Source organism: Pseudomonas fluorescens (assembly GCF_902497855.1).
Classification (GTDB): Bacteria; Pseudomonadota; Gammaproteobacteria; order Pseudomonadales; family Pseudomonadaceae; genus Aquipseudomonas; species Aquipseudomonas fluorescens_BI.
Genome location: NZ_CABVHU010000013.1, coordinates 155,909 through 170,602 on the forward strand (window position 1 = coordinate 155,909; position 14,694 = coordinate 170,602).

Below are 14,694 nucleotides of genomic sequence, written 5' to 3' on the forward strand. Positions count from 1 at the left end.
GGCTTGCCCGCGAAGGCGTCCCCAAAAGCGACAACTTTCATCTGCCTGTAACCGACTCGCCGCCAAACCGTCATCCCCCAAGCCCATCCTGTAACTCCCGTCATCGCCTTGGGAGACTCGAAATGGCCCAGCCCTACGAAGAACGCAACAGCGCCGTCAGAACCCGTCGCCAGCAAGAAGACCAGCGCCGCATGGAATTTCGCCGCGCCATCGAAGATCGCTGCGAACGCCGCCAACTGCTGGCCGAGATCGGCGACTTTCCCCACGAACTGGAGCTCAACTTCTGGCAGGCAGCTCCCGCAGCTTCCCGTCGAAACGCTCAACCAGGGCGCTGATCTGCAGCCGCTCGCTACGTATAAACGCAAGGAATGCGTGCGCCACCGGCGACAGCCGTTTGGCCTTGGCCTGTACCAGGCACCAGCTGCGATACAGCGGCAGCTCTTCGACCGGCAATTCGATCAGGCCGCCGGTCGCCAACTCAAGGTTCAGGGCGTGGCGCGTCAACAGCGCTACGCCCAGACCCGCCAATACACATTCGCGTTGTGCTTCGGCGGACGAGACTTCCTGGGTCTGGTTGAAGTGCACACGTTTCTCCTTGAAATACTCTTCGCAGGCCAGCCGCGTCCCGGAGCCATTCTCGCGCAGCAATAGTGTGTAAGGCTCGAGATCCTGCAAGCGTAAAGGGCCCATGTGACAAAGCGGATGATCCGGTGGCGCCACGGCGACGATCGGGTTGTTGAGGAACGGCAGGAATTCCAGTCCCATATCCTGCGGGACCATGGACATGATCACCAGGTCATCGCGATTATCGGAAAGACGTCGAATCACCTGCCCACGGTTGACCACTGTCAGTTGCAGGTTCACCTCGGGATGCTGGTGTTTGAACGCAGCAAACAGATGAGGCACGAAATACTTGGCGCTGGATTCCACCGCCAGTTTCAGCTGGCCCTGCAGCGAACCCTGCATGTCCGAGAGTTGCATATCGAGGTTTTCCAGGCGGCCGAAAATGTCCCGGCTGGCGCGCTGAAGCGCTTCAGCGGCTTCGGTCATGTAGAGTTTTTTGCCGACGTAATCAAACAAAGGTTGACCGATCAGCTCCTCGAGTTGACGAATCTGCAGGCTGACGGCAGGTTGCGTGAGCGACATTTCCTCGGCTGCGCGGCTATAGGACCTCAAATCACAGACTTCGTTGAAAATCTGTAATTGACGCAATGTCAAACGCATCAATGACTTACGCATAATTTAAGGTCTCTGTCGGAGGCTGGTACGCCAACTATAAGTCTTTACTTATGCATGACCCAATAATTAATCATTTTTGTTTATCCCTTGTGGGGGCTAGTGTGGGGCTGCGACTAAATTGAAACATTTGGTCACGCGTCGACCTGGTCTAGCAGGTCGTGGGTACCACCGGCTCAAGGGAACCTCCAAGTGATAAAAAAGATCCTGATCGCCAACCGTGGTGAGATTGCCGTACGAATCGTGCGTGCCTGCGCCGAGATGGGCATTCGCTCGGTCGCGGTCTATTCCGACGCCGACCGTCATGCCTTGCATGTAAAGCGCGCGGATGAGGCTCACAGCATCGGTGCCGATCCGCTGGCCGGCTACCTGAACCCGCGCAAGCTGGTGAACCTGGCTGTGGAAACCGGCTGCGATGCCCTGCACCCAGGCTACGGTTTCCTTTCGGAAAATGCCGAGCTGGCGGACATCTGCGCCGAACGCGGCATCAAATTCATTGGCCCCTCGGCAGAAGTGATTCGCCGCATGGGCGACAAGACCGAAGCTCGCCGCAGCATGATCAAGGCCGGCGTGCCGGTCACCCCGGGCACTGAAGGCAACGTTTCGGGCATCGAAGAAGCCCTTGTCGAAGGCGATCGCATCGGTTACCCGGTGATGCTCAAAGCCACTTCCGGTGGTGGCGGTCGCGGCATTCGTCGCTGCAACAGCCGCGAAGAACTCGAACAGGCGTTCCCCCGCGTGATTTCCGAAGCCACCAAGGCGTTCGGTTCGGCGGAAGTGTTCCTGGAAAAATGCATCGTCAATCCGAAACACATCGAAGCGCAGATCCTTGGCGACAGCTTTGGCAACGTGGTGCATCTGTTCGAGCGTGACTGCTCGATCCAGCGCCGCAACCAGAAGCTCATCGAAATCGCCCCGAGCCCGCAGCTGACCCCGGAACAGCGTGCCTACATCGGCGACCTGTCGGTGCGTGCAGCCAAGGCCGTGGGTTACGAGAACGCCGGCACCGTGGAGTTCCTGCTCGCCGAAGGCGAGGTGTACTTCATGGAGATGAACACCCGGGTGCAGGTGGAACACACCATCACCGAAGAAATCACCGGCATCGACATCGTCCGCGAGCAGATCCGCATCGCCTCAGGTCTGCCGCTTTCGGTGAAACAGGAAGACATCCAGCACCGCGGTTTCGCGCTGCAATTCCGGATCAACGCCGAAGACCCGAAAAACAACTTCCTGCCCAGCTTCGGCAAGATCACCCGGTACTACGCCCCCGGCGGTCCCGGCGTGCGCACCGACACGGCGATCTACACCGGCTACACCATTCCACCGTTCTACGACTCCATGTGCCTGAAACTGGTGGTCTGGGCGCTGACGTGGGAAGAGGCGATGGACCGTGGCTTGCGTGCCCTCGACGACATGCGTCTGCAAGGGGTCAAGACCACCGCCGCGTACTACCAGGAAATCCTGCGTAACCCGGAATTCCGTAGCGGTCAGTTCAACACCAGCTTCGTTGAAAGCCACCCTGAACTGACCAACTACTCGATCAAGCGCAAACCCGAAGAGCTGGCCCTGGCCATCGCCGCCGCCATCGCCGCCCACGCAGGCCTGTGAGGAATATTCCAATGACCAAGAAAATCTACGTTACCGACACAATCCTGCGCGACGCCCACCAATCGCTGCTCGCCACCCGCATGCGCACCGAAGACATGCTGCCGATCTGCGACAAGCTCGACAAAGTCGGCTACTGGTCGCTCGAGTGCTGGGGCGGCGCGACGTTCGACGCCTGCGTGCGCTTCCTCAAGGAAGATCCGTGGGAGCGCCTGCGCCAACTGCGCGCCGCATTGCCTAACACTCGCCTGCAGATGCTCCTGCGTGGCCAGAACCTGCTGGGCTACCGCCACTACAGCGACGACGTGGTCAAAGCCTTCGTCGCCAAGGCGGCGGTCAACGGCATCGACGTGTTCCGCATCTTCGATGCCATGAACGACGTACGTAACCTGCGTACCGCCATCGAAGCGGTAAAAGCGGCTGGCAAACACGCCCAGGGCACCATCGCCTACACCACCAGCCCGGTGCACACCATCGACGCGTTCGTGGCCCAGGCCAGGCAAATGGAAGCCATGGGTTGCGACTCGGTGGCAATCAAGGACATGGCCGGTCTGCTGACCCCGTACGCCACTGGCGAATTGGTCAAGGCGCTGAAAAGCGAACAGTCGCTGCCCGTGTTTATTCACTCCCACGATACGGCTGGCCTGGCAACGATGTGCCAACTCAAGGCCATCGAAAACGGTGCCGACCACATCGACACCGCGATCTCCAGCTTTGCCTCGGGCACCAGCCACCCAGGCACCGAGTCGATGGTCGCCGCCCTTAAAGGCAGCGAGTTCGACACCGGCCTGAACCTTGAGCTGTTGCAAGAGATCGGTCTGTACTTCTATGCCGTGCGCAAGAAGTACCACCAGTTCGAAAGCGAGTTCACCGCTGTCGACACCCGCGTTCAAGTCAACCAGGTACCGGGCGGGATGATCTCCAACCTGGCCAACCAGTTGAAAGAGCAGGGTGCCTTGAACCGCATGAGCGAAGTGCTGGCGGAGATCCCGCGGGTTCGCGAAGACCTCGGCTTCCCGCCGCTGGTGACCCCGACTTCGCAGATCGTCGGTACCCAGGCGTTCTTCAACGTGCTGGCCGGCGAGCGCTACAAGACCATCACCAACGAAGTGAAGCTTTACCTGCAAGGCGGCTACGGCAAAGCGCCGGGCACCGTGAACGAACAACTGCGTCGCCAGGCGATCGGCAGCGAAGAGGTGATCGACGTCCGTCCAGCCGACCTGCTCAAGCCGGAAATGACCAAGCTGCGTGCCGAAATCGGCGCCGTGGCCAAGTCTGAAGAAGACGTGCTGACCTACGCCATGTTCCCGGACATCGGCCGCAAATTCCTCGAAGAACGCGCTGCCGGGACCCTGACGCCTGAAGTGCTGTTGCCGATTCCGGAAGCGGGCGGCGTGACCTCGGCCGGTGGCGAAGGCGTACCGACTGAGTTCGTCATCGACGTCCACGGCGAAACCTACCGCGTAGATATCACCGGCGTTGGCGTCAAGGCGGAAGGCAAGCGTCACTTCTACCTGTCCATCGACGGCATGCCGGAAGAAGTGGTGTTCGAACCGCTCAACGAATTCGTCAGCGGCGGCAGCAGCAAGCGCAAGCAAGCCACTGCACCGGGCCACGTCAGCACCACCATGCCGGGCAACATCGTCGACGTGCTGGTCAAGGAAGGCGATACCGTCAAAGCCGGTCAGGCCGTATTGATCACCGAAGCGATGAAGATGGAAACCGAAGTCCAGGCAGCCATCGCCGGTAAAGTCACCGCCATCCATGTGGTCAAGGGCGACCGGGTGAACCCGGGCGAAATCCTGATCGAGATCGAAGGCTGAGTTAACAGCCTCGATTCAACGCTTTAAACCTCGGGGGGGCATGTGCTCCCCTTTTTTTTGGAGCATAGCGCCAGAGCAACCTGCACCGCTGTGCTCTCCTCGCCACTCACAATCTTTTTCCGCTGATCATCTGCATTATTTTGCAGGTTTAGTTGGAAGATAAGCTTTAATCTGCATTTTATTGCGTGAATGGGCAGGCAACGGCGATAACAAATGCACTATATTGCATCCACCACTTGAGATAACCTCTCCTAAATGCATTTAGATGCAGGTGAGATGGCATGTATAACCTGACTTTACAGGTCTTCACGGCAGGGAACTGGCAAGACGCCATGATCTTTAGCTTCGACAGTCCTGAAAAAGGATTCGAGAGTCGATGCAACTTCGGCTACGAAACCCCCTATCTCATCGAAAACATTGAGGGTATTGGGACGCCTTTTGCCAAAGCAGTGAGTGCCAGGTTTCCATTGGACTGGGAGGGTAGGCGATCCAGTGCCCCCGCGTTTCTTCATGACATTGCACCTGCCGGCGCTGCCAAGAAATTTCTTCTGGCACACATAGGGCGTGACAAGCCCGATGACGTTAGTGTCGACCTCTACCTACTGTCCAGAAGCACTCCTGCACCCATTGGCAACATGCGGATAAGAGAGTCTGCCGAGGCAGTGGACCAACGTAAGCCGATGGGTTTTAAGCGACTCGACGTCATTGCTCGCGACAATAGATTTCTCGAGTATGCCTATGAGCAGGGTGCTGCAATTGGCGGTGCAACAGGGGCAGGTGGCGAGGCGCCAAAGCTCTTGCTGGCTGAGGCCAAGGACGGACTTCTATACCCCGATGCGGTATTGGATGACGCAGACGTCACCCAGCACTGGTTTGTAAAATTCGCTCGCAATAAAGGGAATAAGACTGATCAGGACATTCTTAGAAGCGAATACCACTACTACAAGGCGCTACAAGCGCTAGGGATCGAGACGGTGGGGGCACGAGGTTTGGCATTGGAAGAAGCGACCAAGCCTAGCTTATGGATGCAGCGTTTCGATCGTCAGGTGACTTCACATGGCGTCGAGCGTTTTGCCGTTGAGTCAATGTACTCGCTAGCGGACATAACCACGCCCGGTAGCCGGATGAACCATATGGACGTTATTCGAATGCTTGCCGGACTCTGGCGGGATGCAGGGCAAGCGAATCAGATCCCGGACCTGGTTGCTGACTACCTGCGTCGGGATTTGCTCAACAAAATCCTTGGCAACTCGGATAACCATGGACGCAATACCGCAATCATTCGTGAAGCTTCATCGTTCCGTCTGGCACCGATCTATGACTTGGCGCCGATGGTAATGGACGATGAAGGTGTGACACGCACCACCAAGTGGCCAATAGATCTGGAACGAGCGGGTGAAGTTGATTGGCATGGGGTGTGCCGTGCGTTGGCCGATATTAGTGATCCGGATGATCCACTGGCAGCATTGAACGATTCGCAAGATTCTTTTGAGCGACTGCGAGAGGATGCGAAGCGTTTCTTGGCACTCCCCGACATTCTCGCTACCAGCGGCTTGCCCGAGGTGACGATGAATCACCCGCAAATCGCATTGAAAAACCTGGAACATCGTTTGAAAGAGTGGAACCTGCAATGAGCATGACCGTCGCCGAGCGTACTGTGCTCATCGAAAGCATCCAGGAAGCGCTGGCTCAAGGCACTCTTGAGATTAGCGACGCGGTACGTCAATTACGAGTAGAAGTCACCGGCCTGCATCAGACCCAGTTCGCGAAGATGTGCAAGATTTCAGTACGCACACTGGTGCACATCGAGCATGGAGAAGGGAACCAGACGCTGAAATCGCTGAATGCAGTATTCAGACCGTTTGGTCTGAAGATGGGAGTGGTGCGGATTCGTCGCGTTAGAGCTGATACTGCACCGTCCCTTGCTCGCGATGGCGGTAAGCTGGATGCAGCAGTGCGTTGAAGATCTTTTGCTGTTTAATCCTTAATCGCGGCACTCGGCCAGGGTTTTCACCTGCCCCGACTCCGTCTGGTTCTCATCGGACAGCCACCGCTCAAACCCCGCAGCAATCGCGGGCCATTCCGAGTCCAGAATCGAATACCACGCGGTATCCCGGTTCTGCCCCTTGACTACCATGTGCTGGCGGAACACCCCTTCAAAACTGAATCCCAACCGCTCAGCCGCGTACTTGGAGCGGGCGTTGCCGTTGTTGCATTTCCACTCCAGGCGCCGGTAGCCCAGGTCAAAGGAGGCCTTGGCCAGCAAATAAACCGCCTCGGTGCTTTTTGGCGAACGCTGCATCGGCGCACCGAACGTCACGTGGCCGATCTCGATACGGCCTTGGGAAGGGACGATCGACATCAGGCTGAGGATGCCTTGCACCTCGCCGCTGGCGCGGTCGATCACGCTGAAGAAGTATGGGTCGCTGTTGGCCGCATGATTATTCAGCCAGTCATTGAAAGTGCTGCGCTGCGCGAACGGCCCGTAAGGCAAATAGTCCCAAAGCTTCGGATCGGCGCCCGGGCCTTCCAGGGCATTCCACAAACCGTCGCCGTGGCGTGCCGGGTCAAGTTTTTCCAAGCGGATGAAGCGCCCTTCGATCGTTTGAACCGTCGGTGCCGGGACGCCTTTCCAGTCCGCGAGTGAAGTCGTCATGCTGTGCTCCTGAACCTTAAATGGCTTTGCGAAACTGGATGAAACCAGGCCGTTCGGCGATGCGCTCGTAAAGCTGGATCGCGGTGGCGTTGGTTTCGTGGGTCAGCCAGTGGACCTTGCAGCAACCGTCCTCCCTGGCTGTGGCGTACACGTATTCGATCAGCTTGCGGCCGACGCCGGTGCCGCGGGTTTGCGGCGTTACCAGCAAGTCCTGCAGGTAGCAGGAATTTTCGATGCTCCAGTTCGAACGATGGTAGATGAAATTCACCATCCCTACCGCTTGACCACCGGTCCAGGCCAGCGCCGAGTGGGTCGGTTCGCCAGGGTCGAGCAGGCGCTGCCAGGTGCTGTGGGTGACGGCCTCGGGCAGTTCGGTGTTATAGAAACGCAGATAGGCCTGCCACAACGGCAACCAGGCAGCATGGTCGTCGGCGCTGACCTGGCGAATCTCGATCTGACTCATGTTCATTCCTTAACGCATCAAGTGGGCGAGGGCCTGGTCATGCACATCGGGGCTGGCGGCGAGCCCCTCGCGCACACCGGCGATATCTGCGGTGCTGCGGTTCTGGCTGAGTTTGCGCTGACCTTCCAGGCGCTGGATCGGCAAGGCAAAACCGACGATGGCCTTGAGCATTGCGTCAATGTACTCCGCGGGCGCATCCGCGACCTTCCACGGATTGTTGCGACCTGCTTCATGACGATCCGTCAGAGCGCTGACCAGGTTATGCAGGCGATCGGCGTCGGTGAAAACCTCGGCCGTTCCATAAGCGTGCACGGCGACGTAGTTCCAGGTCGGCACGACCTTGCCGTGTTCCGCTTTGCTCGGGTAGAACCCCGGGCTGACGTAAGCCTCGGCACCGGCAAAAACCACCAGCGCTTGAGCGCCGTCCTGCAATGCTTTCCATTGCGGATTGGCCCGGGCGAAGTGGCCGTAGAGGGTGCCGTTCGAGCCTTGGTCGGGGCGAAGCAGCAGTGGCAGATGACTGGCTTGCAGGCCTTGCTCCCCATGGGTCACCAGCACGGCAAGGCGGGTGCCGAGTATCTGCTGCTGCAATTCATGCAAATCGTTGATGGCAAAGTTGCTTGGCGTGTACATGGTGATTTTCCTTGGCGAATGTGTTCATCCTAGGCAGGCTATTGGTCTGTTGTAAGAGCCATTAATGACCAATTTAATAGGTCCATTACCATGACCAGCGAATCACTGTCCTTGTCGTTCAATCCTGCGGGTATCGAACTCGATCGCCGTCAGGGCTTGAGCCGGCAGTTGTATCAGGCACTACGGGTGCGCGTGCTCGACGGCAGACTGGCCAGTGGCACGCGATTACCGGCCAGTCGCGATCTGGCGGCGGCACTGGCGATTTCCCGCAACAGCGTGGTGCGGGCCTATGATCAGCTCTACGCCGAGGGCTTTATCGAAGGGCGTGTTGGCGACGGAACTTATGTTGCACAACTGCCTCAAGCGATGCTGCCGACGAAAAAACTATCCACAAAAGTATCCACAGGGTTGTCAACAGGCTTACCCACAGCCTTATCCACAAATCGTCTGGATTTACCTGTGGTTTCATCCAGTAAAGTTATCCACAGTGGTGCTTTGGAGAGGGTAGAAAGGAATCATTTACCAACGCCGCCGAGCGGTCCGCCACGGGCTTTTCGGGTCGGCGTTCCGGCCTTTGATCTGTTTCCGTTCGAGGTGTGGGCCAAGCTGAACGCGGCTTTCTGGCGTAAACCGGACTTGCAGCAACTCTGTTACGGGGACCCGGCAGGCGATGGGCGCTTGCGCGGCCTGATTTCGGCGTACCTGCGCAGTTCGCGGGGCATGCAATGCACGGCTGAGCAAATAGTGATCACCAGTGGCGCGCAGCAGGGGATCAGCCTTTGTGCACAGCTGCTGGTAGAGCCGGGCGACGGGGTGGCGATCGAGAATCCGGGGTATCGCGCGGCGGGGCATGCATTCGCAGTGGCCGGTGCGCATTTGCACGGTGTAGCGGTGGACAGTGATGGTATCAATTGTCGCGAATTGGCGAGGCTCGGCAATTGTCGTCTGGCTTACGTCACGCCGTCGCACCAGTACCCGACCGGTGTGGTCATGAGTCTGGCGCGGCGCCTGGAGCTGTTGGCCTGGGCCGAGCGAACGGAGGGTTGGATCGTGGAGGATGACTACGATGGCGAGTACCGTTACAGCGGCGCGCCATTGTCCCCCTTGGCGGCACTCGATCGGCAGGGGCGGGTGCTGTACGTCGGGACCTTCGGCAAGGTCGCCTTCCCGGCATTGCGCCTGGGTTATCTGGTGTTGCCACCCGCATTGGTGGACGCGTTCTCCCAGCGTCGTGCGGTGGATGTACGGCATTCCGAGGTCAGTACTCAGGCAGTGATGGCCGAGTTCATGGCCGCCGGGCATTTCCAGCGACACATTCGGCGTATGCGGCGTGCTGCGCTGAGCCGACGCAATACATTGCTGTCCGGTTGGCCTCAGGGTATCCCCGGTATCGGCAGTCTGCCGAGTGTCGCGGCAGGGCTGCACTTGACGGTTGCGGTCGAGTCTGCAGCCCGCGAGCAAGCGCTGATTGAAAAGGCGGCCAGCGTCGATGTCGAGATCAATGCCCTGAGCAGCTACTGGTTACCGGACTCGCAACAACCGCAGGACCAGCGCGCCGGGCTGGTCCTGGGTTTTGCGGCGGTGCCGGAAGTCGCCATCATCGAAGCACTTCGGCGTCTGGACAGGATCTGGCGCACCTGAGTCTTGTACCGCCCATCAGGGTTGCAGTCAGTTTTCGGCTGCAGGCTCCAAGTCAAAAAACAGCTTTCGTAACGCCGGGTCGTCGATCTTGCGTAAAACCCCATCAATGGGCTCGACTGTGGCGAATGTTTTTTGTTGCTCCTCGGTAAGCGTTTTCAAATAGGTTTCCGAGATCTTCAGGTGCGCGGCAGTGGGAAAATCTTGAGGACTTTTCAGGGTCGGGTAATGGAAATGAGCGACCCAGAGTTCCCGATCCTTATTGGTCCTGTCGAGAATCCGGTACTCCTGAAAATAGTCGCCCAGCTGTTTAGTCTTGATTCGGCCTTGGTCTCGACGCAAATCGATCTGAGCATTGTCATGCATCCATTTGAATATGGACTGAGTGGGCTTCCTCAATTTGTAGAGGCTGGCGCGCACGCTTTTGCCCGACTCGCGCAGAGTCTCTGCTGCTGTAAGCAAATCCCGAGGTAAACCGGCCACCGGATATTGCTTCGTGCGCGTCAAAACTTCCTTCACGCTGTCCGCGCTTTGCTTAAGTTTGCTGGCTTGTTGATCGAATATCTCCTGCATGTCCGCAGGGATACGCGAAGGTCGATAGGCGTCTTTTCGGGTGTGTTCGATAAAACGAGGCACGTCATCTACCAGGTCGAAACCGTTCGAGACGATGTCCGCGTCGTCCGATAGCGAAGATGACTTTGCAGTATGTTCCAGAGTCAGTACCCCAAGAGATTCTTCGATACTGGATGGCGTTTCACTGCTGGTCTGTTGACGTGGTCTGGTCTTTTTTACCTTGATCTGGGTCTTTGAGCGCATCGCTGCCTGCTTCGACGGTCCGGCAGATTCTTTCGACTTGGCCTGTTGTTCTTTTTCCAGCAAGGACGAGCGCAGCTTTTCAGCGTTTTTCGCGAATCCGTCAATGAGCTCAAGCAGGTGGTCAACACTCGCTTGCTTTAAATGGCCCGGGTATATTTCTGGCAGTTCCCGAAACCGCTGAGCGACATCGGCAAAGGTTTCGATTAACTGACTCAATTCCTCAATCTGCTGTTGTGGGTTGAGATCGTCTGGTGTTTTCTTCAGGTACTTTGAAATCCGGTGAGCGGCAGTGGCCCCCCTCACGGTCAGATTGCCGACGTCATCACGAGCCTGCGTCATAGTCGCGCTAGCCTGTTCTTCCAGGCAAAGCTCCTGAGCGATGCCGATTTCGTTGGCTCTGATTTCCCATTCGGTGAAAGAAGGCGCCAGCTTTCGAAGGAGAATCGCTTGCTTAACGCCTGGCATTCCGAGCGCATCCATTGTGTCGAGTTCTTCTCGTGAAAGCACAAGTCTTTCAACCATCGCCTGGCTCAAATCTGTCGCTTGCTGTACTTGGTTTACATGGGCTTCCCTTGACGATTTAGCTATCGTGACTTCAGACCGCCAAGCGCGGGTCAACCGGACATACTCTCTTTTTTTTACGAAGAACCAGAGCGAATGATATTTCTCTAACTCAGTATGCATGCGCAACGATTCGGAGATGTAGCTCGACCCGCCACCCAGTGCATGCCATTCCCTTAGTTGCTCCAAAGCTTGGCGGTAAGCTGCGATCATCTCATCCGTTTTTTCCACGAACACGGCTGACAATCGATCACGGGTCTCTGCCGTGGCCGCGGAAAATTCTGCCTGAGCCTTGGCGACGGCGTTCTTTTTCTGCTCTTCGCTGCCTTCGATGTCCGGATCCTGCGGCCCGGCCTTCTTTTTCTGAAACAGGTCTCGTGCTTCTTTCAGTTCTATTCTGCGACGTTGATTCGAATCTTGTAGCGTTTTACGTCGATGTTTCGGCCCGCCGCCTTTCAATCGCCAGCGCAGATCAAGCACCCATCGTCCGTCATTATCACTGGCAAGCAATGGGCCATATTTTGCCGGGTTATCGGGATCGACGATTTGCACCTGGTCATCCCCGGTAACACTGACGATGAACCAGCGTTTGCCGACTTTGGCATAGGTTTTATGATCAAAATGATGTAAATGCCTTGGAATAGCGCTGTCCTTGCTCGCATCCTCGGTATCAAGGCCGGGCGGAGTGACGTTGAAAGCGTCCAGATAGGCCTCAAGTTCTGCTGGTGAGCGCCGGGGGACTGACCCGGGTGCGGCCACTTGAGAATCATGTGTCGAGGGGAGCTCGCCTGAATGGACGGTCATGTCGAGCGTGACAGCAATGGTCGCAGGGGCTGGGGCCTCATGCTCTGTCAGCGACTCGCGGGCGATACCGGGCTTGCTCAATAGCGTCTTGCGCCGCATCACCGCGTGATGGCTGAGCATTATGCCCAGCGATAACAGGATGTCCGCCTCGGATCGCCACTGGTTGAAGCTGTCGCCTTTTTCATGGGCATCAAGGGCTTGTTGGATTTGTTCGATAACCTGCCAGGCCCACACCGCGGTGCCGACGGCACCACTGAGGAAGTTGGTCGCGACGCTGAATAATGCCCAGCTGCTGTCTTTGAGCAGTGTCCAGCGCCGTTCGGCATTCGATTGTGATTGGCGGTCCGCAAGGGTGACCAGCGCCTGGGCATTTTTTCTGAACAGTGCGGTGTGGGTATCCCCGGTCATTTCCCGGGTTTCCAATACCACTCGCCCGAACTGCTCGGCCCTGAGGAAAGGGTTGACCAGCTGTTCAGCTGCCAACCATGGAGACGGCAGCCCCACCGGAAAAACGTACTGGGAGTATTCAAAGCTCAGGGTTTTGGTTGCAAGCCAGGCAAGTACCGAGTCGCGCAGATCTCCGGGCTGGTGCAAGGCGTAGAGCAGATTCTGCCGCGAGGGAAACTGCATCAACGGTACATCCTGCATCGGCCGATAAAGCAGACAGGCCCCCTTGGTATCGTCCCGAGGGCTGATAATGAACATATTGGTCACGGTGTCGCTGGCGCTGATCAAACGGTGTTGCGGCTTCAGCGTCAGGGGGTAGATAGCGATGGGGTTGGCAGGGCCAGGGGCGGTATTCATCCATTTGCAAATGTATTGATAGCCTTGCTCGGTCACTCCAGACTCTTGTTTGATCTTCTCTTCCAGTGCCTTGAGCGGTAACAGCCAGCGTAGTTGATCACGATAGAAGTGGGCCTGACGTCGGGATGTGACCGGGTCATCGATCAGCGTTTTCTTGACCAGTGCCGGGTAGGCACCGCCGACGTCCACCTTGGCCGCTATGCGGGTGAGCAATTGCGGCGTCAGCCAGTCAGGAACCTGCGCACCATTTTTGAACGATAGTGTCGCCCTGTAAGGCGCGTCGTTCTCCAGTGCGAACTCGGCCATGGTTTCAATGTGCTGGTCGAGAGGGTTGGGCAAGGTGAAATTATCGACGGTAAAGCTATTGGTTATATTGATTTGCAAGTCGTCCCACGGCGGCGCTGCGGTACCCACTGCGCTTTTATCGGCGATGATCGCGTCACGCATCGATTGGTGAGCAAATTGACTGATGGAGGGTATTTCGGTTCTGGCGATCCTGTACTTGGCCTTGCGGTACAGTTTCCCAAGGGCGGTGATGTAACGACGATAGTCATCCATGTCGTTGGCGGGTGCATTGCGCAACCAGTCAGGAATTGCCGCGTCCAGTTGTTTGAAACGTGATTGATCGAGGGTATCCAGCCCCTTTCCGGGCTTTGGTACTTCAATGTACGCCTCGGCCTGTCTGAGTTGATCGATGCTGTCTATTTGCGATGATACCAATGCCCAGGCCATATGATCGAAAACGTTGCCATCGGGCTCGAATAATCGCCATTCCAGTGCGGCCCCTGTCGGCAACTGGTCGAGCCGCCCCGGTAGGGTGCTTCCGAGGTTTTCCAACGAATCGAACGACTCGTAGCCTCGCTCGATCGTGTACAGGACGATAAGCTGGCGCTGGCGGTAAGTTGCCTTGATCACCAGTGCTCCGCCGACCAGAAGATGCCTGGGTATTTCATTTTCAACGACGTCGATATCGATCAGACACGCCTGAATGTCCGAAAAGTCGGTATTGGTACTTTTGCGCGAAGTTCTGGCCGGGGCGGCGAAGACTTCCCGGGCCATGGTGCACTCGTCCGCATCCCAACCTTTCACCCGGTTTACATTGAGCGCTTTTCGCAGTGAGTTGGAAAGTGTTTGCCAGCGTGGAAGTTCATGCACTTTTTGATTCCAGAAACTCAGCTGGCGGTCCTGGAATTCTATGAACAACAAGGCGATCGCTTCATTGAGCGTCAGGGCGACTTCCTCAATGCTGACCGCGAGTTGGACCGGGTCGTCTGCCTGCGGCTCAAGCGTCAGGAAGTGTTCCCCTTCGATACAGTCTACAGTCGTTCCGTTGAGCCCGTGACTAACCAGCGCATGCGTCAGCGATTCGTAACGGATCGGCCCGCTCTGAACCTCATCGTCGATCACTTGCCATTGCGGGCTGCCGACGACTGCTTTGTCGGGGTCGATGTCCAGGTCGGGGTATTGTTCTTTCAGCATTTGGCGCAGCAAGTGCGAGGCGACCTCATTCAGTGTGGGGCCATGGCTGGTCTGATTGACCAGGTCGCTTTTTTCCACCAGAGGTTCGGTTTTGCCGCTGTCGATAGCGTCTGTCATGGTTGTTTCCTTCGATTCAGGGATCAGGACGAACGCGTCAATCCTGACGATGGCATCGA

General features: G+C 57.3%; 11 protein-coding genes. 6 read left to right on the forward strand and 5 right to left on the reverse strand.

Annotated features, from left to right (window positions below; all coding sequences use genetic code 11):
- The first annotated feature begins 122 nt into the window (after positions 1-122).
- Positions 123-335, forward strand: coding sequence for a PA3496 family putative envelope integrity protein (locus F8N96_RS24475; RefSeq protein WP_150799990.1), 213 nt, complete (start codon positions 123-125; stop codon positions 333-335).
- On the opposite strand, the gene F8N96_RS24480 is transcribed toward F8N96_RS24475, so the two are convergent.
- Positions 277-1,239: a LysR family transcriptional regulator gene (locus F8N96_RS24480; RefSeq protein ID WP_150799991.1), complete on the reverse strand. Its 963-nt coding sequence runs from the start codon at positions 1,237-1,239 to the stop codon at positions 277-279. The two genes, F8N96_RS24475 and F8N96_RS24480, sit on opposite strands and share 59 nt — an antisense overlap.
- 189 nt (positions 1,240-1,428) lie before the next feature.
- On the opposite strand from F8N96_RS24480, the gene F8N96_RS24485 reads away from it, so the two are divergent.
- The 4 genes from F8N96_RS24485 (at position 1,429) to F8N96_RS24500 (ending at position 6,627) form a co-directional block, all read left to right on the forward strand.
- Positions 1,429-2,844 carry an acetyl-CoA carboxylase biotin carboxylase subunit gene (locus F8N96_RS24485; protein WP_150799992.1) on the forward strand — a complete coding sequence of 472 codons (1,416 nt, stop codon included), beginning with the start codon at positions 1,429-1,431 and terminating at the stop codon, positions 2,842-2,844.
- 11 nt (positions 2,845-2,855) lie between these two features.
- Positions 2,856-4,664: a sodium-extruding oxaloacetate decarboxylase subunit alpha gene (gene oadA / locus F8N96_RS24490; RefSeq protein ID WP_150799993.1), complete on the forward strand. Its 1,809-nt coding sequence runs from the start codon at positions 2,856-2,858 to the stop codon at positions 4,662-4,664.
- A gap of 281 nt (positions 4,665-4,945) precedes the next feature.
- Positions 4,946-6,298: a HipA domain-containing protein gene (locus F8N96_RS24495; RefSeq protein ID WP_150799994.1), complete on the forward strand. Its 1,353-nt coding sequence runs from the start codon at positions 4,946-4,948 to the stop codon at positions 6,296-6,298.
- Positions 6,295-6,627 carry a helix-turn-helix domain-containing protein gene (locus F8N96_RS24500; protein WP_150799995.1) on the forward strand — a complete coding sequence of 111 codons (333 nt, stop codon included), beginning with the start codon at positions 6,295-6,297 and terminating at the stop codon, positions 6,625-6,627. Before F8N96_RS24495 ends, F8N96_RS24500 begins: the two co-directional genes overlap by 4 nt.
- 21 nt (positions 6,628-6,648) lie before the next feature.
- On the opposite strand, the gene F8N96_RS24505 is transcribed toward F8N96_RS24500, so the two are convergent.
- From F8N96_RS24505 to F8N96_RS24515, 3 genes are read right to left on the reverse strand one after another with little or no spacing between them, the layout of a single operon-like run.
- Complete coding sequence (locus tag F8N96_RS24505; RefSeq protein WP_150799996.1) at positions 6,649-7,320, reverse strand: GNAT family N-acetyltransferase; 672 nt, start codon at positions 7,318-7,320, stop codon at positions 6,649-6,651.
- A 16-nt stretch (positions 7,321-7,336) separates the two neighbouring features.
- Positions 7,337-7,783 (reverse strand): GNAT family N-acetyltransferase, encoded by a 447-nt coding sequence (locus F8N96_RS24510; RefSeq protein WP_150799997.1) that lies wholly within the window; start codon positions 7,781-7,783, stop codon positions 7,337-7,339.
- Between the two features lie 9 nt (positions 7,784-7,792).
- Positions 7,793-8,416, reverse strand: a complete 624-nt coding sequence (locus F8N96_RS24515) for an FMN-binding negative transcriptional regulator (RefSeq protein WP_150799998.1) — start codon at positions 8,414-8,416, stop codon at positions 7,793-7,795.
- Between the two features lie 90 nt (positions 8,417-8,506).
- On the opposite strand from F8N96_RS24515, the gene F8N96_RS24520 reads away from it, so the two are divergent.
- Complete coding sequence (locus F8N96_RS24520) at positions 8,507-10,057, forward strand: PLP-dependent aminotransferase family protein (protein ID WP_150799999.1); 1,551 nt, start codon at positions 8,507-8,509, stop codon at positions 10,055-10,057.
- 27 nt (positions 10,058-10,084) lie between these two features.
- Here the strand turns inward: F8N96_RS24520 and F8N96_RS24525 are convergent, their stop codons facing one another.
- Positions 10,085-14,635: a dermonecrotic toxin domain-containing protein gene (locus F8N96_RS24525; protein ID WP_150800000.1), complete on the reverse strand. Its 4,551-nt coding sequence runs from the start codon at positions 14,633-14,635 to the stop codon at positions 10,085-10,087.
- Between the last annotated feature and the right edge of the window lie 59 nt (positions 14,636-14,694).

Bases quoted from the DNA above. Each gene is read 5' to 3' on its own strand.
- oadA (WP_150799993.1), top strand. From the start codon at position 2,856: ATGACCAAGAAAATCTACGTTACCGACACAATCCTGCGCGACGCCCAC.
- F8N96_RS24510 (WP_150799997.1), bottom strand. From the start codon at position 7,783: ATGAGTCAGATCGAGATTCGCCAGGTCAGCGCCGACGACCATGCTGCC.
- F8N96_RS24480 (WP_150799991.1), bottom strand. From the start codon at position 1,239: ATGCGTAAGTCATTGATGCGTTTGACATTGCGTCAATTACAGATTTTC.
- F8N96_RS24505 (WP_150799996.1), bottom strand. From the start codon at position 7,320: ATGACGACTTCACTCGCGGACTGGAAAGGCGTCCCGGCACCGACGGTT.
- F8N96_RS24495 (WP_150799994.1), top strand. From the start codon at position 4,946: ATGTATAACCTGACTTTACAGGTCTTCACGGCAGGGAACTGGCAAGAC.
- F8N96_RS24520 (WP_150799999.1), top strand. From the start codon at position 8,507: ATGACCAGCGAATCACTGTCCTTGTCGTTCAATCCTGCGGGTATCGAA.
- F8N96_RS24525 (WP_150800000.1), bottom strand. From the start codon at position 14,635: ATGACAGACGCTATCGACAGCGGCAAAACCGAACCTCTGGTGGAAAAA.
- F8N96_RS24475 (WP_150799990.1), top strand. From the start codon at position 123: ATGGCCCAGCCCTACGAAGAACGCAACAGCGCCGTCAGAACCCGTCGC.
- F8N96_RS24500 (WP_150799995.1), top strand. From the start codon at position 6,295: ATGAGCATGACCGTCGCCGAGCGTACTGTGCTCATCGAAAGCATCCAG.
- F8N96_RS24515 (WP_150799998.1), bottom strand. From the start codon at position 8,416: ATGTACACGCCAAGCAACTTTGCCATCAACGATTTGCATGAATTGCAG.